The 20,605-nt window shown below is 60.1% G+C and carries 19 protein-coding genes; 6 read left to right on the top strand and 13 right to left on the bottom strand.

Annotated features, from left to right (window positions below; genetic code table 11):
* The first annotated feature begins 36 nt into the window (after nucleotides 1–36).
* The 6 genes from AAFH49_RS11860 to AAFH49_RS11835 all read left to right on the top strand — a co-directional run bounded on the left by AAFH49_RS11860 (nucleotide 37) and on the right by AAFH49_RS11835 (nucleotide 6,683).
* A complete protein-coding gene (locus AAFH49_RS11860) occupies nucleotides 37–777 on the top strand; it encodes a (Fe-S)-binding protein (protein WP_342298333.1) in 741 nt (246 codons plus the stop codon).
* Nucleotides 774–2,174, top strand: a complete 1,401-nt coding sequence (locus tag AAFH49_RS11855) for a lactate utilization protein B (protein WP_342298331.1) — start codon at nucleotides 774–776, stop codon at nucleotides 2,172–2,174. Before AAFH49_RS11860 ends, AAFH49_RS11855 begins: the two co-directional genes overlap by 4 nt.
* Nucleotides 2,171–2,740, top strand: a complete 570-nt coding sequence (locus tag AAFH49_RS11850; protein WP_342298329.1) for a LutC/YkgG family protein — start codon at nucleotides 2,171–2,173, stop codon at nucleotides 2,738–2,740. Before AAFH49_RS11855 ends, AAFH49_RS11850 begins: the two co-directional genes overlap by 4 nt.
* A gap of 113 nt (nucleotides 2,741–2,853) precedes the next feature.
* Entirely contained in the window at nucleotides 2,854–4,200 is a 1,347-nt protein-coding gene (locus AAFH49_RS11845) for a 3-keto-disaccharide hydrolase (RefSeq protein WP_460615987.1), read from the top strand.
* Between the two features lie 27 nt (nucleotides 4,201–4,227).
* The gene (locus AAFH49_RS11840; protein WP_342298326.1) at nucleotides 4,228–5,598 is read left to right on the top strand and encodes a Gfo/Idh/MocA family protein; all 1,371 of its coding nucleotides are present in this window, start codon (nucleotides 4,228–4,230) and stop codon (nucleotides 5,596–5,598) included.
* A 23-nt stretch (nucleotides 5,599–5,621) separates the two neighbouring features.
* Nucleotides 5,622–6,683, top strand: coding sequence for a DUF6807 domain-containing protein (locus tag AAFH49_RS11835; protein ID WP_342298324.1), 1,062 nt, complete (start codon nucleotides 5,622–5,624; stop codon nucleotides 6,681–6,683).
* A 14-nt stretch (nucleotides 6,684–6,697) separates the two neighbouring features.
* Here the strand turns inward: AAFH49_RS11835 and AAFH49_RS11830 are convergent, their stop codons facing one another.
* The 13 genes from AAFH49_RS11830 to AAFH49_RS11770 all read right to left on the bottom strand — a co-directional run.
* Entirely contained in the window at nucleotides 6,698–7,165 is a 468-nt protein-coding gene (locus AAFH49_RS11830; protein ID WP_342298322.1) for a cupin domain-containing protein, read from the bottom strand.
* A 411-nt stretch (nucleotides 7,166–7,576) separates the two neighbouring features.
* Complete coding sequence (rhaM, locus tag AAFH49_RS11825) at nucleotides 7,577–7,891, bottom strand: L-rhamnose mutarotase (RefSeq protein WP_342298320.1); 315 nt, start codon at nucleotides 7,889–7,891, stop codon at nucleotides 7,577–7,579.
* A 9-nt stretch (nucleotides 7,892–7,900) separates the two neighbouring features.
* On the bottom strand, nucleotides 7,901–10,747 hold the full coding sequence (locus tag AAFH49_RS11820; protein ID WP_342298319.1) for a glycosyl hydrolase: 2,847 nt from the start codon (nucleotides 10,745–10,747) through the stop codon (nucleotides 7,901–7,903).
* A 116-nt stretch (nucleotides 10,748–10,863) separates the two neighbouring features.
* Complete coding sequence (locus AAFH49_RS11815; RefSeq protein ID WP_342298318.1) at nucleotides 10,864–11,997, bottom strand: glycoside hydrolase family 88/105 protein; 1,134 nt, start codon at nucleotides 11,995–11,997, stop codon at nucleotides 10,864–10,866.
* Between the two features lie 148 nt (nucleotides 11,998–12,145).
* Nucleotides 12,146–13,369, bottom strand: coding sequence for an oligogalacturonate lyase family protein (locus AAFH49_RS11810; RefSeq protein ID WP_342298317.1), 1,224 nt, complete (start codon nucleotides 13,367–13,369; stop codon nucleotides 12,146–12,148).
* 29 nt (nucleotides 13,370–13,398) lie between these two features.
* Nucleotides 13,399–14,205 carry a polysaccharide deacetylase family protein gene (locus AAFH49_RS11805; protein ID WP_342298315.1) on the bottom strand — a complete coding sequence of 269 codons (807 nt, stop codon included), beginning with the start codon at nucleotides 14,203–14,205 and terminating at the stop codon, nucleotides 13,399–13,401.
* Between the two features lie 194 nt (nucleotides 14,206–14,399).
* A complete protein-coding gene (locus AAFH49_RS11800) occupies nucleotides 14,400–14,771 on the bottom strand; it encodes a DMT family transporter (RefSeq protein WP_342298313.1) in 372 nt (123 codons plus the stop codon).
* Entirely contained in the window at nucleotides 14,768–15,763 is a 996-nt protein-coding gene (locus AAFH49_RS11795) for a sterol desaturase family protein (RefSeq protein ID WP_342298312.1), read from the bottom strand. The genes AAFH49_RS11800 and AAFH49_RS11795 overlap by 4 nt, the downstream gene beginning before the upstream one ends.
* A gap of 171 nt (nucleotides 15,764–15,934) precedes the next feature.
* Nucleotides 15,935–16,825: an N-acetylneuraminate synthase family protein gene (locus AAFH49_RS11790; RefSeq protein ID WP_342298310.1), complete on the bottom strand. Its 891-nt coding sequence runs from the start codon at nucleotides 16,823–16,825 to the stop codon at nucleotides 15,935–15,937.
* 83 nt (nucleotides 16,826–16,908) lie between these two features.
* Complete coding sequence (locus AAFH49_RS11785; RefSeq protein WP_342298309.1) at nucleotides 16,909–17,715, bottom strand: SDR family oxidoreductase; 807 nt, start codon at nucleotides 17,713–17,715, stop codon at nucleotides 16,909–16,911.
* Between the two features lie 5 nt (nucleotides 17,716–17,720).
* Nucleotides 17,721–19,055 carry an aminotransferase class III-fold pyridoxal phosphate-dependent enzyme gene (locus AAFH49_RS11780; RefSeq protein WP_342298307.1) on the bottom strand — a complete coding sequence of 445 codons (1,335 nt, stop codon included), beginning with the start codon at nucleotides 19,053–19,055 and terminating at the stop codon, nucleotides 17,721–17,723.
* A 123-nt stretch (nucleotides 19,056–19,178) separates the two neighbouring features.
* Nucleotides 19,179–20,132, bottom strand: a complete 954-nt coding sequence (locus AAFH49_RS11775) for a transketolase family protein (protein WP_342298306.1) — start codon at nucleotides 20,130–20,132, stop codon at nucleotides 19,179–19,181.
* A gap of 9 nt (nucleotides 20,133–20,141) precedes the next feature.
* Nucleotides 20,142–20,605 (bottom strand): thiamine pyrophosphate-dependent enzyme (locus tag AAFH49_RS11770; RefSeq protein ID WP_342298305.1); only part of this gene is annotated, 464 nt, incomplete at its 5' end.

Here is a 20,605-nt window from a genome sequence, read left to right as displayed (position 1 = left end):
AGCGGTCGGACCGGTCCCAGACCGCTCTGTGCTGAAATGAAAGTTGCCCTATTCATCCCGTGCTACATCGACCAGTTCTACCCGCAGGTGGGCATTGCGACGCTTCAGCTGCTGGAGAAGCTGGGCGTGCAGGCGCACTTCCCGGCGCAGCAAACCTGCTGCGGTCAGCCCCTGGCCAATAGCGGCTGCGAGCATGACGCCCTGCCCATCTACAAGCATTTCGTGGAGACATTCAGCGACTACGACTACGTGGTAGCGCCCTCCGGCAGCTGCGTCTACCACGTTCGCAAGCACTTTGATAAACTGGACCAAACGGCCGACGTGCAGCACGTGCGCGGCGCGGCGTATGACTTGATTGACTTCATCAGCACGGTGCTGAAGGTGGAAAGCCTGCCGGGCGCATTTCCGCACAAAGTGGGCTTGCACCTGAGCTGCCACGGCCAGCGCGGCCTGCACCAGGCCAACGAATCGGAGATGACGCCGGTGCGCGACGGCCAGCTGCGCCGCCTCATGGCCTCGCTCGATGGCATCGAGCTGACCCAGCTCAACCGCAACGACGAATGCTGCGGCTTCGGCGGCACGTTCTGCGTGAGCGAAGCCGGCATCTCGGCCCGCATGGGCCAGGACCGCGTGGCCGACCACGTATTGAACGGCACGGAGGTGCTCACCGGCAGCGATATGTCGTGCCTGATGCACCTCGAAGGCATTGTGCGCCGTGCCCAGCTGCCCATCAAAGTGATGCACGCCGCCGAAATTCTTAACGGACTGACCGCATGAACCACGCCACCCGCGCCGACAAGTTTTTGCTGGATGCTGACCGCACCACCTGGCACGACGAAACCCTGTGGTTCGTGCGCGAAAAGCGTGACCGCGCCGTGTACGCCGTCCCCGAATTTCAGGAGTTGCGTCAGCTAGCGTCCGACATCAAAGACCACACTCTTAGCCGGCTCGACCTGTATTTGCAGGAGTTCGAGGCTGCCGCCCAAGCCAACGGCGTGCACGTGCACTGGGCCGCCGATGCAGCCGAGCACAACGCCATTATCCTAGATATTATTCAGAAGCAGGGCGCGACGCGCATCGTCAAGAGCAAGTCGATGCTGACCGAGGAATGCCACCTGAACCCGTATTTGATTAAGCACGGGATTGAGGTGGTGGATACCGATTTGGGCGAGCGGATTATTCAGTTTCGGGATGAGCCGCCGAGCCACATTGTGCTGCCCGCCATCCACCTGAAAAAGGAGGATGTGGGCGAGACTTTCCACACGCACCTGGGTACGGAGAAGGGCGAAAGTGACCCCCAGCGCCTCACCGAAGCCGCCCGCCAGCACTTGCGCGGTAAGTTCATCGCCGGGCAGGTGGCCATTTCGGGCGTCAATTTTGCGATAGCCGAAACGGGCGGCGTGGTGGTGTGCACCAATGAGGGCAACGCCGATTTAGGCGTGAACCTGGCGGCGGTGCACATCGCCTGCATGGGCATTGAGAAGATTATTCCGCGCCTCACCGATTTGGGCGTGTTCACGCGGCTGCTGGCGCGGAGCGCTACCGGCCAGCCGGTCACTACTTACACCTCGCACTTCACCAAGCCGGTGGCGGGCAAGGAGATGCACATTGTCATCGTAGACAATGGCCGCACCCAGCAACTGGGCCGGCCCGATTTTCGGGCTTCTCTCAAGTGCATTCGCTGCGGGGCCTGCATGAACACCTGCCCGGTGTACCGGCGCAGCGGCGGCCACAGCTACGATTTCACCGTGCCCGGCCCGATTGGGGCCATTCTGTCGCCGAACATCGACATGAAGAAGCACGCCTCGCTGCCGTTTGCCAGCACGTTGTGCGGCTCGTGCACCGACGTGTGCCCGGTGAAAATTGACATTCACACCCAGCTCTACAAGTGGCGGCAGGTGCTGGGCGAGGCCAATGAAATCCCGGCCTCAAAGAAGTGGAGCATGAAATTCATGGGCCGTGTGCTGGCCAGTACCCGCGTGTATGGCCTCGGCGGGCAGTTTGCTCGCAAGGCGCTGCGCCTGCTGCCGCACGGCCTCACCCACGCTACTTCCGTGAACGCCTGGGCCGTGGCCCGCGAGCTGCCCGAAGCACCCAAACAAAGCTTCCGCGAGTGGTATGCCAAGCAGCCGCAACCCGCCGCCCAACCCGCGCAACCTAAGATTCCCGCATGAGCACCGCATCCCGTGACCGCATTTTAGCTGCCACCAAGGCCAACAAACCCGCCGAATTGCCCCTGCCCACCGTGCCCGATTTTGGCGGCGAGGCAACGGCCGAGCGGTTTGCGGCGGTGCTGGCCGGCATCGGCGGCACGGTGGTGCGCATGAATGGGCTGGGCGAACTCGTGTCCACGCTTCAGCAGCTTTTTCCCGAGGCCCGCACTACGGCCTCGCCCTTGTTTGCGGCTTCTGTTCCCATAAATGCGCAGACGCCAACCGGCATTCTGGCGGCTATCGACCTGACCGTGTTGCAGGGCGAAATCGGCGTGGCCGAGAACGGTGCGGTCTGGCTGCCCGAGGCGAATATGATGAACCGGGCGCTGCCTACCATTACCCAGCACCTCGCGCTGGTGCTCGACCACCGGCGTATTGTGGCCACCATGCACCAGGCCTACGCGCAACTGCCCAACACCGGTGGCTACGGCAAATTCGTGGCCGGGCCGTCCAAAACGGCGGACATTGAGCAGTCTCTGGTGATTGGTGCACATGGGGCGCGCAGCCTGGTGGTGGTGCTGTATTGAGTTGGCATTTAATGGCTTGATTCGCCAGAAAATTTGCTATTTGACACGCTGATTCCTTCGTCTCATCAAAAAATAGCTCCTTGAAAAAAAACGTCTCCATAACCGCTGGCGCTATGGCTTCGCTGGTGTTGCTATTGGCCGGGCCGGCCTCGGCGCAAGCCCCCAACAGCTGGCAAAACCTATTCGATGGCAAGACGCTGGCGGGCTGGAAACGGCTAGCTGGCACTGCCGACTACAAGGCGGAAAACGGTGCGATTGTGGGCACTACGGTGCTGAATTCGGGCAATACGTTTCTGGTCACGGAGAAGGAATACGGCGACTTTGTGCTGGAACTGGATGTGATGATTGACAGTCCCACGAGCAACTCGGGCATTCAGACGCGCAGCCATTTTGACACCGAAGGCCACGCCGGTAAAGTGTATGGCCGGCAGGTCGAAATTGACCCCTCGGAGCGGAGCTGGTCGGGTGGGATTTATGACGAGGCGCGGCGGCAGTGGCTGTACCCGCTCGACCTGCACCCGGAGGCCAAATCGGCGTTCAAAATCGGGCAATACAACCACATCAAAGTGGAGTGCCTGGGCAACGAGATGAAGACCTGGGTGAACAACCTGCCCGTGGCCTACGTGGTGGACCCCGTGGACCCGCGCGGCTTCATCGGCTTGCAGGTGCACGGCATCACCAAGCCGGAAGACGCCGGCAAAAAGGTCTACTTTAAAAATATCCGCATCAATACTACCGGCCTGAAAACCAGCGCGTTTCCGGCTGATGTTTACGTGGTGAATTTCGTGTCTAATTACTTGAATGCCTACGAGAAACAGCACGGCTGGCGTTTGCTGTTCGATGGCAAAACCTCGGCCGGCTGGCGCAGTGCCAAGGGCCCGGCTTTCCCGGCCAGGGGCTGGGAAGTGGGGGATGGGACCATGACCGTGCAGCCCTCCGAGGGCAAAGAGGCGGCCAATGGCGGCGACATCGTGACCAACGAGGAGTTCAAGGCTTTTGACCTTTCGTTTGAGTTCAAGCTGACGCCGGGGGCCAACAGCGGCGTGAAATACTTCGTGACGCTGGACGAGAAAACGGAGGGCTCGGCCATCGGCCTGGAATATCAGGTACTTGATGATGCCCTGCACCCCGATGCCAAGCTGGGCCGCGACGGCGACCGCACCCTGGCCTCGCTCTACGACCTGATTCGGGCCGATAAAAACCCGCGATTCGTGCATCCCATCGGCGAGTGGAACGTGGGCCGCGTGGTGGTGCACCCCGACAACCGCGTGGAGCACTTCCTCAACGGCAGCAAAGTGCTGGAATACACGCGCGGCTCGAAGGAATTTGAGGCGCTGGTGGCCATCAGCAAGTACAACGTGTGGCCGAATTTCGGGATGGCGCCGCAGGGCCACATTCTGTTGCAGGACCACGGCAACCGGGTGTCGTTCCGCAGCATCAAAATCAAGACGCTCAAGTAAATCCTTTCTATTCCAACCAGAATTCCCATGTCGCACGAAGAACCCAATGCCCGTCGATTGTTCCTCAAGCAAACGGCGCTGGCCAGCGCCGGCGTGCTGCTCGCGCCCTCAATGGCGTGGTCGGCCAGCAGTTACAAGCGCATCATTGGGGCCAACGACCGGGTGCGCGTGGGCGTGGTCGGCTTCTCGGACCGGCACCGCAGCTCGCACCTGCCCAGCTTCCTGAACCACTACAAGGAGCTGAATTTCGATGTGGTGGGCGTGTCGGATATCTGGAAAAAGCGGCGGGAGGAGGGGGCGGCCACCTGGAAGGAAAAGCTGGGGCACGACGTGGCCGCCTACCGCAACAACGAGGAGATGTACGACAAGAAGGCTGTGGACGCGGTTTTTGTGAGCACTGCCGATTTTCAGCACGCGCTGCACGCCATTGAGGCCGTGCGGGCCGGCTGCGACGTGTACTGCGAAAAGCCCTTTGCCGAGACAATGGAGGACAACCGGGCGACGCTGAAAGCCATAAAGGCCTCGAAGCAGATTGTGCAGATTGGCTCGCAGCGCCGCAGCGGGGCCAATTACCATGCGGCCGATGCCTACATCAAATCAGGCAAATTCGGCGACATCAAAATGGTGGAGCTGACCTGGAATGTGAACCAGCCCGGCCGCTGGCGCCGCCCGGACTTGGTGCCGCAATTGAAAGAGGCCGATACGGATTGGAAACGCTTCATCATGAACCGGCCCTTCGAGGCGTTTGATGCCCGCAAATACCTGGAATACCGTCTGTTCTGGCCGTATTCGTCGGGCCTTCCGGGCCAATGGATGAGCCACCAGATTGATACCGTGCACTGGTTTACGGGCCTGCAACACCCGCGCAGCGTGGTGGCCAACGGCGGCATTTATATGTGGAAAGACGGACGCAAGAACTGGGACACCCTCACGGCCGTGTTCGACTATGGCCCCCAAAACGACCCCAGCAACGGCTTCCAGGTCACCTTCGGCTCGCGGATGGATAACGGCGACGAGCACCCGTCCGAAATCTATTATTCCAACGGCGGCGAGCTGAATTTGAACACCAACACCGTATCGCCGCGCGGCGGCCTCACCCAGAAATTCGCCGCCGATATGCATATGCAGCCATTTTTGCTGCCCGAGTCGAGTTTGTCGGCCGTCGAGCCGGTCATTGCCTCGGCCAACACCGGCGGCGACAAGCTGACCTCGAACCACGTGCGCAACTGGATGGAGTGCGTGCGCAGCCGCCAGCAGCCGCACGCCCCCGTAGAGGCCGGCTACAGCCATTCCATCGCTACTATCATGACCAACGCCGCCGTGCATTCGGGCATGAAAGCCACCTTCGACGAGAAGACGCAGGAGGTGATGGTAGGCGGCAAAGTGTTCAAATACTAATGCTGTTTCAGCCCCACCCGATGATGAAATTTGCTCTCCCCGGCGGCGTGCTGCTGCTTGCGCTGGCTGGATTTTCCGATGCGCAGGCCCAGAAGGCCGAGCCGGTGCGCGTGACCAAAGATGCCAAAGCCCGGAAGGTTGACGTGTTTGTGGGCAAGGAGTTATTCACCAGCTTTCTGTACCCTGACTCGCTGGAAAAGCCCGTGCTTTACCCATTGCGCGCCGCCAATGGCACCGTGGTCACGCGCGGCTTCCCGCTGAACCCGCAGCCCGGCGACCCCACCGACCACCCGCACCACATCGGCCTGTGGTTCAACTTCGAGAACGTGAACGGACTGGATTTCTGGAATAACTCCTACGCCATTCCGAAGGAGAAAAAAGCCGCGTATGGCTGGATAAAAACCGATAAGATTCTCACCATCAGTAGCGGCTCCACCGGCGTGCTGGCCTACCACGCCAACTGGACCAACCAGCAAAACGAAGTGCTGCTGGAAGAAACCACGCGCTTCGAGTTCAGCGGCACCGCCCGGGCGCGCATCATCGACCGCGTTACCACGCTCACGGCGGCGCGGGAAGTGACCTTCACCGACGCCAAAGACGGCCTGCTGGGCCTGCGCCTGGCCCATGAACTGCAAATCCCCGCCGACCAGGACCAGAAATTCACCGACAGCAAAGGCATTGTGACGGTGGTGAAAGCCGGCACCGACCACGTTGCCAACGGTACCTACCTCACCAGCGCCGGCAAGCGCGGCAACGATGCCTGGAGTACCCGCGGCGTGTGGTGCAAAGCCTACGGCAAAATGGACGCCGACTCCGTCAGCATCACCATCATCGACCACCCGAAAAACCCCAATTATCCCACCTTCTGGCACGCCCGTGGCTATGGGTTATTCGCTGCCAACCCGTTGGGCGAAAATATTTTCACCAACGGAAAATCGGCCAAAAACCTACAGCTGAAAAAGGGTGAATCTGTGACGTTCCGCTACCGCGTGCTGATTGACGAAGGCCGCCAAACCCCGACACCAAAGCAACTCAATGACGCGGCGGCTGATTTTGCGAAGAAGAGTGTGGGCCCGAGCAAGTAGCCTGACTGTTCTAATTACGGCTTGCTGACTGCGGCCGGGCCGGTTTTGGACGTGCGCCAGCGTAGTACATGGTAGGTGGCGCGGGTGGTGCCCACGTTTTTGATGCTGTGCATCTTATTGGGGGCCTGGAAAATGAGTGAGCCGGGGCCGACGCGCTTCAGTTCACCGTTCACCAGGGCTTCCACCGTTCCTTCGCGCACTATCATCAGCTCCTCGTCGGGGTGCTGGTGGGCGGGGTGGGCGTATTCGCCGGGGTTGAGGGTGGTGGCGTGCACTTCCAGGTTATCGAGCGTTTCGGTGGGAGAGTCGAAAAACGGCCGCCGCTCGCCCACTTTAGTGGGCACGGCTTTGTAGTCGTTCCACTCAAATACCGACGATGGCAGCGGGCCGGGCAGGCGGTTTTGACTGGCCACGATGGCCATTGGAATGCACATGAGCAGGGCCGTGAGGCCAACCAGATTTAGTTCTCTCTTCGTCAGCATCGGATTGGGAATAAGTGTTTGAAGTAACGAATCAGTGGGTGCCCATTCAATAAGCTACAAAAAAGAAGCGGCCTCCACAGGAAGCCGCCTCTTCAACGTTGGGGTCCATTAAAAATTAAAATTTGATATTCAGGCTGTTTTGTGCGTCTATAACTGCCTTATCGTCGTCGATGATGTTCACGTTTTTGTATGGCCGCCGACAGTTATTAAACCGGGCCGATAATGCTTGCAAAGTGGCACCACAACACTGACGTGACCCGTAGCGGCTGGTGGAGGAAAGAGGACTCCCACCCATCGTTTCTCCGGCGGGCTACGGGCCAGTCAGGTTGTTTACACTCACTCTACAAATCTGGAGATTGAGTCATCACTAACCTTCCCGCACCCTCCTGTATTGGCGTGAAAAAAGGCGCGTTATTCCATATAGAAGACCCGCGTTAGCTGCTGCACTACGGGCGAGTTATCCGGGTTAGTTTCCATCAAATCGCCCATGTAGGCCCACCAGCGCTGCATGATTTCGGTGGCCGGCAAATCAGCAGTGGTGTGGCCTGGCAGGCGCTTTTGCACCGCAAACAGCCGGCCGCTGGCGGCATCAAGGTAAATCGAATAATCCCGGATGCCGGCCTCGCGCAGCAGGGCCGAAAGCTCGGGCCAGATTTCGTCGTGGCGGCGCTGGTATTCGGCGGCCACGCCGGGCCGCAGCTGCATCGTGAAAGCTACTTCTTCCATAGTTAAAATCTATTGAGCGGGCGCGCCCGTGGTGGCTGGCGTGAGGGTGACGGGCCCGAGCAAACCGGAATCCAGCGGCGACCAGTTGGAGGTGGTGAAAAGGCCGTCGTCGCCCCGGTTTTCCTTGAGCTTGGCGGGCATGTTGGTGTTGTAGAAAATCTTCCAGTCGACGTGGTTGCGGTCCATGTCGATGATGCGGTTGGCCATCAGGTTGCTCACAGTCACGGTGAGGGTATTGCTGGCTTTGAGCTGGGCTTTGGGCACGAAAACCTGATACACCGGGCCGAGGAGCGTGGTAGCGGGCTGGCCGTTCACCTGCACGCGGGCGCTCTGGGCCACCCGGCCGAGGTCAAGCAGGAAGCCGTCGCCGGGGCCTTGGGGCAGGGCGAAGGTGGTGCTGTAGGTGGCGGTGCCCGAGAACTTGCGGCCCGCGTCGCCGGCCAGCGTGGTCCAGGACGTCAGCTCTTTGGTCTGAAGCTTGGCGGGCAGTTCCGGGCCGCCCGAGGTGAAATTCAGGTCCCAAGGGCCGGTGAGGGGCTGGGGCGCGGCGGCTACGGTGAGGTAGGGGTAGGCCGGACCAGTGAGCGCGCCTTCGTTGGTGTCGAGGATGCAGGTTTCGCCGGGGTTGAGCTGCACGTAGATTTCGGGCAGCCCGTTGGCCGTGGCGCGGATTCTGGCCATGCCCGTTTGCTCGGTCATGGGGTTATAGAGGGCAGCGGCTTTGGCGGGCGTTTGCAGGGTTATCCAGCCGGCGAAGGGCTTTTCGGCCCAGTTGGCCAGGAAGTAGTAATGGCCCTGAGCGTGGCTACGGCGCAGGAATTGCAGGCCCTGGTCGGCCAGCGTTTCGCGGCGCACGCTGGCTTGCGCCAGGAGCTGCGGCACGTCATTGCCCAGCAGCACGCGGCCTTTGCCGAGGCTTGCCTGCTGTACGCCGGCCTGGGCCGTGGCCTTGAACTTGAGCTGGGCCAGCAGTTTCTTGAAGTTGCTGCGGCGGTTTTCGAGGTTGCCAAGGCCGGGCACGTCGGCGGGCAACTGGTTTTGCAGCAGGATGGTAGCGCCATTCTGGGCCAGCTTCAGCAGGCTTTCCAGCGTGGGCAGCGGCATGAGATGGGCATCGGGCACGAGCAGGGTTTGGTAAACCGCACTGCCGCTGGTGGTGAGGGTGTTGCCGGTGTTTTTTACGGCTTGCACCTGCTTGTCGGAGATGAAATCGTAGCCGTAACCCTTGCTCAGCAGCAGCTCGCTGGTGGCTTCAATGGGCAGCCCTTTAAAGCCGTGCTCAATGCCGTCGAAATGCTGGAGCAGCACCTTGCCGGGCCGGGTATAGGCATCCGAAATGGGCAGGTAGAGTAGCACGTCGTTGCTGGGCTGGCCGGCTTGTAGGAACGACTGGGCGCGGGCCGTGTACAGGTTCAGCTTACCGAAATCCGTCCAGAATGGGTTCTGCGGATTAAACTCCACCGCCGCGTAGAACAGCCAGCCGGGCCACTTAGCCGAGGGAGGCGAATAGGCCGTGCCGTGGTAGAAAACGTGATTTACCCCGCCCAGCAGCATCCGGTCGATGGCCTTTTTTACGTCGCTCAGCTTGCTCAGGAAATGGTCATTCTCCCAGGTCGCCGTTTCGGCCGAGGTCAGCGGCTTGCCCGTGACGTGCGCGGCCGACGACGCGAATTTGATGCGCGTCAGGTCCTCGCCCTCCGTCTCGGGAATGTCGGTAGCGGCGTACAAATCCAGGATGTTGGCTGGCGAGCCGTGGGCCTGGTTGCGAATCAGCGCGTCGTGGGTTTTGGCCCAGGTGCCCCAGGTTTGGGTGTAGTTTTCGAGCAGCAGCTCAGAAATCGTCTGGCGGTAATCAGTGAGCACGCGCTGGTTTTCATCCTCGCTGGCCTTGTTGAACAGCGCCGGCAAATGCTGGCGCAAATCATAGCCGCGCCGTTTCTGGAATTCGGCAAACATTTGAGGTGTCCAGTTGGCCTCGCCCTGCGCATCGTCCACCTCGTAGGAGTCGTTGAAAAACGCCCGAATCGGCTTCACGTTGTGGCCCGCGAAAGCCTTGTCGAAATACGCCAAGTAATGGTCGGTGGCCGTCTTAGAGAAGTGGTCAATCACGTCGCCCTCACCGCCGGGGCCGGCGCGCTCCACCTGCTTGCCGTGCCCGCCCTGAAACAGCGCATATAGCGTCCAGGCTGAGCCAGCCGGTGCTGTCCAGCTTAGCTTGCCATCAGGGCCTACTTTGCTCGTCAAATCCAGCGTTTCGCCCTTGTCCGAATAAGCCATCAGCGCCTGCAGCGGCAGCGGCTTCTCGAAGCGCACCTGCTCTAGGGCCAGGGTTTGCATATTCTTGTTTTTGGCCACCGGGTCGGTCAATTGCTTGATATCGACCTTGTGGCCGATGGCCGTGGCAATGGGCTTCTGCATAAAGGTCACCGGCTCATTCAAACTCGCGCCTCCTTTCACCTCGTAGGTTTTGTAGGTTACGTACTTCGAGGCATCCACTGGGGCCACCCACGGCCCACCAAAGGGCCAGCCCGAGGCCTGCGCCATATCAATGCCCAGCCCCAGCCGCCCGGCCTCCGTGAGGGTATGCGAGAGCATGTCCATCCACTTCGGCGAGAGGAAGTCGATAAACTGGCTTTCCGCGCCCTTCACCCCATAAATCGTGGTGATTTCCAGCCCGCCGAGGTTGGCTTTCTGATACTCGGTGAGCACGGTGGTGAGGTCGGCTTTATTCACGGCGCTGCCTTCCCACCACCAGCGCGTCCAAGGCTTGGTTTGCTGGGTGATGGCCGGCCATTTGGGGGCCTGGGCGTGGGCGGTGAGGGAAGCGAGGAGGAGGAGGGCGAGGGGGCGTTTCATAGAATTTATTGGCACGTCATGCAGAGCGTAGCGAAGCATCTCGCGTACTCAAGGCAATGGCAACGATTGAATTGGTGGCGGCACGCGAGATGCTTCGCTGCGCTCTGCATGACGGGTTACTTCAATTTATAAACCTCACTTCCCGCCAGCAGGAAGCAGCCAAGGCCATAATCCTCAAAGTCGGGGCGGGAAGTGACGCTGACGGGCTGGCCGTCTTTGGGCTCCTTGCCGGTGCCTTGCACGTAGGCCAGCGAGCCGTTGGGCGTCACGCATTCGGTGGCCATGGCCTGCCAGGCTTTGGCGATGATGGGCTCGTATTTCTGCTTGTCGAGCAGGCCGTGGTTCAGGCCCCAGGCCATGCCGTAGACGAACAGCGCGGTGCCCGATAGCTCCTTGCCGCCGAAATGCGTGGGGTCGTGCAGGCTCACGTTCCAGTAGCCGTCGGCGCGTTGCAATGGGGGCAGGGCCTGCATCATGTTTAGGTACATCTGCTCGTATTCGGCGCGGTGGGGGGCATCTTTGGGCATGATGTCGAGCACGCGCACCATGGCGGCTACTACCCAGCCGTTGCCGCGGCTCCAGTAGCAGTCTTCGCCGTTGGGCTCCTTGTAAGGGGGCACGAAATCCTTGTCGCGCCACCACAATTTATCCTCGGGGTTGTAGAGGCCGTGGCCGCCGTGCTGGGTTTTTGAGTAGTTGTAGATGCGGTACATCTTCTCGTAGTAGGCCGTATCCTTGGTCATCGCGCCCAGTTTAGCATAGACGGGCATGGCCATTTGCAGGGCATCAATCCAGTTCCAGTCGTCGATTTTTGGGCTCTGCACCATCAGGTCGATGCTGGCCTTGATGTCGTGCAGGCGCTCCGGCTTGGGGTCAATCTGGTAGAGGTCGAGGTAGGTCTGGCCGGCGCAGTGGTCGTCGGCGTTGCGGTCCGTAATGCCTTTGCGGATGCCCCACTGGTGCTTCGTGCCCCAGTCCACGGCGTAGTCGTAGTAGCGCTTTTGCTTGTCGGTCTGGTAGAGGGCCATCAGGCCTTCGTAGTACACGCCGCGCGTCCAGATGTGGCTGGGCCGGGCAATATTGGTCACGATTTCCTTGCCGGGGTCGGGCCAGGTCCGCATGAAGTAGTCGTTGGCGCGGGTCATGCTTTTGAGCACGGCCTTTTTCTTCGGCAGCTTCTGGGCGGTGGCGGGCAGCGTGAGCAGCAGCGCGGCGCAGAGGAGGGAGTGAAGGGAGGTTTTTAGTAGCATTGGGTGAGGATATTGTCTTATCTGAACTTCATGCTGAGCGTAGCCGAAGCATCTCTACCGCTTCGTTGCAGCGATTGGATTACTTGCGCGGTAGAGATGCTTCGGCTACGCTCAGCATGACGTTCTTTTTCTTGTCTTGGAACAGTAACTACGACGCCGTTTTGGCGATTTCCACGGCGTACACTTGCTCCTGGCCTTCAAAATTGGCGCGGAATATTATCCATTTCCCGTCGGGCGAGAAATGGACGTTGGGCTCCAGCTTGTAGCCGTGGGTTTTCATGTTCACCAGGCGCTCGGTGCGGAATTTGTCGCCTTCGGGATGGAAGAGGTTAATCCACATACCGTCCGGGGCTTTGGCCACCTGGCCCGCGTCGCCGCCATCGCCGGCGAAGAGCTTCTGGTCGGGCGAAACGTTGAAGTGGATGGACCAGTCGTTGCGCTCCATCTGGTAGGCGCGTTCCTGGCCGGTTTTCACGTCGGTGCCGCCCAGGTAAAAGGTCACGCTGCGGGGCTTTTGCATGTCGTACCAGATGGTTTTGCCGTCGGGACTGAAGAATTCGTGGCCCGCAATTTCGCCGTCCACCGTGCGCTTATGCACCAGCTTCACCGCCTTGGTTTTGGTGTCGATGTGCCAGATGCGGTCCACCTTGCCCCAGGGGCCTTCGTGGCAAAACATCAGCAAATCGGGGTCGGTGGGCGAAAACTGCACGTGGTTCAGCCAGGCATTATCCGTGAATAGCTTGGTGAGCTTCCCGCCGCCATCCGTGCTCACCACAAAGAGCGTGCGCGGCAGCTTAGCGTCGTAGATGCGGTTGAAAAAGTCGCTCTTGGCCGGGTACTGGCGGTAGATTTCCTTTTCCGCATCGCTGCCCCAGGCCCCGCCAAGCTGGGTGTCGTCGGCATTCAGCGAAGTAATATCGGCCTTGAAATCGGCTGGAAACACGAACACGCGGCGCGTTTTTTTCGAGTCCACGTTGGTGGCATACACCGTGTCCTGCACCTGATAAAACACCTCCCGGCGCTTGCGGCCCACTATTTCGCCCTTCACCTGCTTGAAATAGCGCGTCAGCGGCTCGGTATGGTGGGTTTTCAGGTTCACCAGGCGCAGTTGCTTGCCCTGGGCATCGGTGTGGTAAATCACCATCAGGTCGCCCTCGTTGCCTCTGCCTTTCAAAAACGGGTTGTTGTGAAAGTAAAAGCTGCCGTTGTCGCCGTCCAGCTGGGTGAGGCGTACCACCTTGTGGCCGGTATCGGCATCAACCCACTCAGCAGCGGGCATGGGTTTCTGGCTGCCGGTGGCCATTTTGCTCTGCGCGTGGCTGCCGAAACTCAGTAGCAAGCCGCTCAAAGCGAATAAGTAGTTGGTTTTCATGGGTGGGATTTGAGGATTAGGAGGGTGGCTTATTTCAGGTTTTCGTAGCGGGGCGGCAGGGTGCGCAGGGCTTCGGGCACGTTCACGTAACGGGCCAGGTCGCGCAGGGCGATGACGTGGTAGCGGTGGTCGTGCAGGTATTTCAGGTACTGTTCAAACAGCGCGGGCGGGGTCGTAACCCAGTCGTGGGCCACGTCGGGCACGCCGTGCCCAGTCAGGATTACCACGCGGCCATCATGAGCTTGCCGAATGGCGTTGAAAACCTTGGCCGTATCGGTACCCGAGATGCTGAAGCTGGGCAGCAACATGGGATTGTCCTGGGTGGGGGCGTAAGCCCGGCCGCCGCCGGCGCGGGCAAACTGGTAGCCGCGCTCGGGCAGCAGCGCGGTGGCCGTGGGAGCGGTATCGTAGCCGGGATAAGCGAAGGTGACGGGCCGGGGAATACGCCAGGCGCGGCAGCGTGCTTCGATAGAATCCAGCTCAGCCCCAAGCTGCGCCCGGTTCATCTTGTTGACGTGCTGGTGGCTGAGCGTGTGGCTGGCCACCTCAAACCCCTGCCGGTGCAGGCCCTGAATCTGTGCCCATGTCATGTATTTGGTCTTGTCCGAAAACGGTGGCTCCCGGAACTCGCACACGAAAAACGTGCCGCCAAACCCGTATTTCTTCAGTAGCGGGGCCACGAAGGTGGCGTGGCTCACGGCCGCATCATCAAAGGTGAGGACGATGAGCTTATCCGGGACCGGCCGGCGCAATACCTGGGCCGAAATCTCACGCCCCAGTCCTAACCCGAACAGAGTCAGTAGACAAGCCAGATAAAAGCGAGCGGAAAGCGCCACGGGTACCGGGTGGGAATGCGTGAAAGATGCCGCAAGAACCTCGCGCCATCGCGCCCAACCTTCCTGTACTCTTCGGTGGGGCAATATTGGGGCTGTCTGCCAGATTGCCGAGAAGTTCGGGAATACAAAAAAGCGGCTCTTTCTGAGCAGAAAGAGCCGCCTGCGGGAAATGGAAACCGTTGGAAAACTGCGGGCTATTCGATGCGCCGCAATCCCAGTACGCCAATGATAATCAGGCTGGTATAGATCACGCTTTGCCAGGAAAACGGCTGCTTGAGGTAGAGCACATCCACGAGCTTGATGCCCACTACGGCCAGCGCCATCCAGGCCGAGTATGCCGTAGCGGTGGGAATGAATCGCATGGCCTGCGACAGGAACAGCACGTTGGCCAGCCCAAAAGCCACGTAGGCCAGCAGCGGCAGTACCGGTAGCAATAAGGCCGGATGCGTGAAGCTGTGCAGCCAGGCTACTTCCTTGATGCGCTGCATGTTGAGCGCCTTGAGACTATACGTCCAGCAAACCTCCATGAACGAGGCCAGAAACAGCGAAAACCAGGGATTAATCAACGGGACGAAGCAGCAGCAGTGGGGGAGTGAGAGGGAGTGGCCGGGGCCGGAGCTGCGCCAAAATTACCGCCCGGGCGCTGCGCGGGGATGGTTTCGGTATACGGCTCCGGCACGGGCCAGCCATGCAGGGGTTTCAGGGCCGGCACGCGGTCGGTGAGCTTGGTTAGCAGCCGCCCGCGAATGCCGTGGTATGCGCGGAATAATCGGGACCGTTTGACCAATTCTTCCTCATCGAAACGGGCTACGGAAAAGACGTGCTGGCTGAAATAATCTTTCGGGAAGGCGTAGGGCAGACCCCATTTCAGCGGCTTGTGGTCGGGGCGGTAGGCGGTGCCGAAAATCCAGTCCCAGAAGGCAAATTTGGTCGAGAAGTTGGCGTAGAATACTTCCTCGTGGTCGGCGTGGTGCCAGAGGTGCATTTCGGGGCCGTTGATGAAATATTGCAGGCGGCCCGAGCGCACGTCGATGTTGCAGTGAATCCAGATGCCCCACACGGCATCGATGCAGGCCTTGATGGGCACCACCATGGGGTCGGCTCCGAGCAGGATAATGGGCGCAAACTCAATGGTCTGGTTGATGATGATTTCTAGGGCGTGCGAGCGGGAGCCAGCCAGCCAGTCCACCTGCTTGCCCGAGTGATGCGCCTCGTGCGTGCGCCAGAACAGCGGGCTACTGTGCTGAAACCGATGAAACCAGTAGATGTAGAAATCGTGCGTCACTACGAAAAACAGCACCTGCGCCCAAATAGGCCAGCCCGTCACAAAATGCAGCTTCGAGAACCCGAAATGCTGGTCGAGGGGCTGAATGATGTAATCGAAAATGATGATTTTCAGGGCGTAGCTCTGCACGAAGGTGTAGAGCACCAAGTCGGTCCAGAAGCCCTCGCGGAAAAATGGCAGGCCCTTGCGGTAGGGGATGATGCGCTCCAGCGTGATGACCACGGCCACCCAAATCAGCAGTATGGCCGTGGTGATGAGTTCGACGTGATGCATGGTTTAGGGCAGATTCTGGATTATTGAAAGAACGGCATGCGGCAAAACGTCATGCAGAGCGTAGCGAAGCATCTTTACCGAGTTAGTAATCAATTTTACTATTGCGGTAAAGATGCTTCGCTGCGCTCTGCATGACGTTCTTTATTCGTTCAGGAGTTCAACTCAAACAGGCTACTCCTGGTTCGGCGTCAGCTCACGGCGCAGGCGGGCGCGGGGCTCCAATTCGGAGTCGTACACGCGCTTGATGCCATCGCCGAGGCCTTCCTCTACGTCGCGGATGTCGCGCACGAGCTTGGCCATGCCGCCGGGCTCTACCGAAGCGGCGTGGTCGGAGCCCCACATGGCGCGGTCCAGGGTGAAGTGGCGCTCCACAAAGCTGGCACCCAACGTCACGGCGGCCACAGTGGTAGCTAGGCCGGTTTCGTGGCCCGAGTAGCCGATGGGCGTGCCGGGGAACATGCCTTGCAGCACGGGCACCATGCGCAGGTTCAGCTCGGCGGGCGGGCAGGGGTAGGAGGACGTGGAGTGCGCAATCATCAGCTTATCCAGACCCACCCACTTCACGGCTTGGTTGATTTCATCGAGGGTGCTCATGCCGGTGCTTAGCATTAGCGGGCGGCCGGTGGCGCGCACGCGGTCCAGCAGGGGCTTGTCGGTGAGGGAGGCGGAGGCCATTTTGTACATCACGGGCGCAAACTGCTCCATGAAATCAACCGACGGCTCGTCCCAGCACGAGGCAAACCAGTCGATGCCCAAGGCGCGGCAGTAGTCGTCGATAGCCGTGTATTCGACCTGACCGAACTCGGTTTTGCGCTTGTAGTCGATGTAGCTCATGCGGCCCCAGGGGGTGTCGCGCTGCTTTTCCCACTGGTCCTTGGGTACACACAGCTCGGGCGTGCGCTTCTGGAATTTCACGGCGTCGCAGCCGGCCTTGGCGGCCTCGGAAATGAGCTGCTTGGCTAGGTCGAGCGAGCCGTTGTGGTTGATGCCAATTTCGGCAATGATGTAGGCCGGGTAGCCCGCGCCAATGAATCGGTTTTTGCGAATTTCAACAGCTTGCATGAGGCGAAGGGTTGTATTGTAGCACACGCTTTAGCTTGTGCCTGTAAGGAAGATGCGCAAGCTAAAGCATGCGCTATAAGAAATTAAATAGCCGTCCAGCCACCATCCACGACCAGGTTGGCTCCAGTCATATAAGCCGACGCATCCGAAGCCAGAAATACGACCGCGCCTTGGTAATCAGTAGGCGTAGCCATGCGCCCGAGCGGCGTTTTGGCGCTGTATTGCTTGACGAAAAACGCATCCTGGCTATTTTCCACGCCGCCGGGCGAGAGCGTGTTCACGCGCACGCCGGCCGCGCCCCAGTAGGCCGCCAGGTAGCGGGTAAAATTCACCACCGCGCCCTTGGTCATGGGGTAGGAGGGTGATTTATAGAAAGTTTGCTCGCCGGCCTCGTTGCGGTAAATGCTCTGGTCGGGCCCGACGATGCCGTAGGTGCTGGCCACGTTGATGATGCTGCCGTGGCCCTGCTGCGCCATGGGTGTGCCGAATACCTGCGCCGCCAGGAATACGCCCGTCACGTTCACCTCCAACACTTTCTGGAACGTGGCCAGTGGGAAGTTCTCGAACTTGCTCAAATCAGCCGCCAGCGCGGGGTTCTCGAACATATCGTTAATGGCGGCATTGTTCACCAACACGTCGATGTGGCCGAAACGGGCCAGAATCTGGTCGCGGGCGGTAGCCAAGGATTCCGGTTTAGTCACATCAACTGCCAACGACAAGTGCGGCCCGCCACCCAGCCCAAAGGCCACGGCTGCGGCGGCTTCCGCGTTGAGGTCGGCCACAACCACGTTGGCTCCGGCTTCGGCCAGGGCCGCGCAGTGCTTCTGGCCAATGAGCCCGCAGGCACCGGTGACGATGGCCGTTTTGCCCGTTAAATCGAATAAATTCATCGGGCTTACTTGGCTTTAACCGGCGCGGCATTCGTCACCTTGCGGAACACGGCTTCCACCGGCTCACCGAGCAGGCGCGAGGCTACGTCACCAGCTTCAATAGCTTCCTTCAACAGCGGCAGCACTTCGCGGTAGGCGGCCAGGGTATGGGCCACGTCGGCATCGGTGTGCGAAAAACACATATTGTGGAAACCGCCCCACATGATACCGCGCTTGAACAGTTCCTGCTGCATGAATGCCTTTATTTCCATGCCGTTGCCGGCCGAGGGGTCGAAGGTTACTATCGTGCGGCAGTCATAGCCGTAGCATTTGGTGTACTGCGTCAGGCCCAGTTCGGCGGCAATTCCGTTGTAGCCGTCCTTGAGCTTTTTGCCCTGCTCGGCGAGGCGGGCGGGCACGTTCTTCTCACGCATCTCGGTGATGGTTGCCACGGCGGCGGCCAGGCTCAGCGCTTCACCCCCGAAAGTGGTGAAGAAGAACACATCCTGCTCGAACAGTTGCATCACATCGCGCCGGCCGGTGAGCAGGGCAATGGGCATGCCGTTGGCAAACGCCTTGGAATACACCGCCAAATCGGGCGTGATGCCAAAATACTCCTGTGCCCCACCCACGGCCACGCGGAAACCGGTCCACATCTCATCAAAGATGAGCAGCGTGCCGTTTTCCTTGCACAGCCGGGCCACTTCGTGGAGGAAGTTGTCCTTGGGCGCGTCGAAAATAAACGGTTCCAGAATCACGCAGGCCACGTTTTCATCGAGCAGGGCTTTCAGCGAATCGAGGTTGTTATATTCGAACGCGGCCACCAAGTCTTTGCTTTCCTGTGGAATGCCTTTGTCGCGGCTGGTGGTGCCGATGTACCAATCGTGCCAGCCGTGGTAGCCGCAGCACAGGACGTTATCGCGCCCGGTGAAGGCCCGCGATACGCGCACCGCCGCCGAGCACACATCCGCGCCGGTTTTGCTGATACGGATGCTTTCGGCGTTCGGAATAATCTCGTGAATCAATTCCGAAAGCTCCACTTCCAGCTCGTGCATCATCGAGAAGGTGATGCCGTCTTCGAGTTGGGCGCGAATGGCGTCGTCCACTTTCGGGTAAGCGTAGCCCAACGAAATCGGGCCAATACCCATCTGAAAATCGATGTACTCGTTGCCATCCACGTCCCAGATGTGGGAGCCTTTGGCGCGCTTCACGTACTTCGGGCTCACGCCTTTGGTGTACTGGCCGGGGCCTTTGGCGAGGGTCTGCGTCACCGGCGTCATGATTTTCTGGGCGCGGGCATAAAGCTCGTCCGACTTCGTGATGTCGGGGTAGTTTTCGTTGAAGGAAACGGTGTTGGGCATGGGAATTTGTGTCATCCTGAGCGCAGTGAAGGACCTTATCACGTCCGTACTGCATGGGTTAGAAATTCTGACGAAAGCAGCCGTGATAAGATGCTTCCTTCGTCAGCATGACAGACGATTGGTTTACTCCGCGAACTGATTTTCCAGCACGGCAGGACCTTCGGCAAGCGTTGCGCCCGCCTCGCCCAAAAACTCCGTGATGCGGCGGGCAATGTGGTGGCCGGTGAAGCCCTCGTACTCCAGCACGGCGCTGAGGCGGCCGGGGCGGTACCATCGCTCCTCCAGCGCCAAGGGCAGTACGCGGGCGGTGAGCTGGTTGCGCAACAGCACCTCGGCTAGGATGGAATAGAGGCCGCCGGTGATGAAATGGTCCTCCACCGTCACGATGAGGGAACCACGCCGCACCACTTCGAGAAGAGCGGCTTCGTCAATCGGCTTGAGGCTGCGCAGGTTGATGAGGCCCACCGATTTGCCCTGGGCTTGCAGCAGCTCGCGGGCCACCAGCGTTTGCTCGAAGAGCATGCCGTAGGTGATGATGGTGATGTCGGTGCCCTCGGCCACAATTTCGGCCTTGCCCATCTCAAATGGCGCGTGCGCGTAGGTGGCGGGGCGGGTGTTGATGCGCACGTAAGCCGGCGCGGGAGAGGCCCAGATGGCGGGCAGCATAGCCAGCATGTCCTGCTCATCGGCGGGCGCGAAAACGGTCATACCAGGAATGCCGCGCATCAGGCTCACGTCCTCAATGGCCTGGTGGGTGGGGCCGTTGCCGTCGGAAAGGAAACCGGGCACGAAGCCGCTCAGCTTCACCGGCAGTTGGCCGATGCCGACATCGGTGCGGATGAACTCGAAGGCCCGTAGCGTGAGGAAGGTGGCCAGCGCGTGCACTACCGGCACGCGGCCGCGCAGGGCCAGCCCGGCGGCGGCCCCGATGAGAGTTTGCTCAGTGATGCCGGTATCGATGAAGCGAGGTCCGAGCACGGCCGGCAGGTTGCGGATGAGGGCGCGGTTTTCGGCCGTCATCACCACCAGGCGCTCATCGGTGAGGGCGGTTTCCTTGATAAGTTCTTCGTAAGTCATAAGAAGCTATTAGCGGACGGTGAGGGTTTCGCTGGTCAGCGTAGTGGCTACCTGACTGTGCAGCTCGCGCAGCAATTCTTCTACTTCATCGGCCGAGAAGTTGCAGAACCAGCGGTCGGCGCGGGCTTCGATGCTGGGCAGGCCGCGCCCGCGCACCGTGTCGCAGATGATGACCGAGGGCTTGGTATCGGAAAAGGGTAGGGCGGAGAAGGATTCTTCCAACGCCTTGAAGTCGTGTCCGTCAATCCGGCGCACCTCACAGCCAAAGGCCTCGAACTTCGGGGCCAGCGGCTCCAGCGGGATGAGGTCCTCAGTGGCTACGTTGGCCTGGAAGTGGTTGCGGTCGACTACTAAAGTCAGATTGTTGACTTTGTGGGCGCTGGCTACCAGTAGGCTTTCCCATACCGTTCCTTCGTTCAGTTCGCCGTCACCGGTGATGACGATGACCTTGTTGTCCTGGCCGCGCATCCGGC

This window comes from Hymenobacter segetis, assembly GCF_038448715.1.
Lineage (GTDB): Bacteria > Bacteroidota > Bacteroidia > Cytophagales > Hymenobacteraceae > Hymenobacter > Hymenobacter segetis.
The sequence above is the reverse complement of the archived record's forward strand: the minus strand, read 5'-3'. Positions and strand labels throughout refer to the sequence as shown.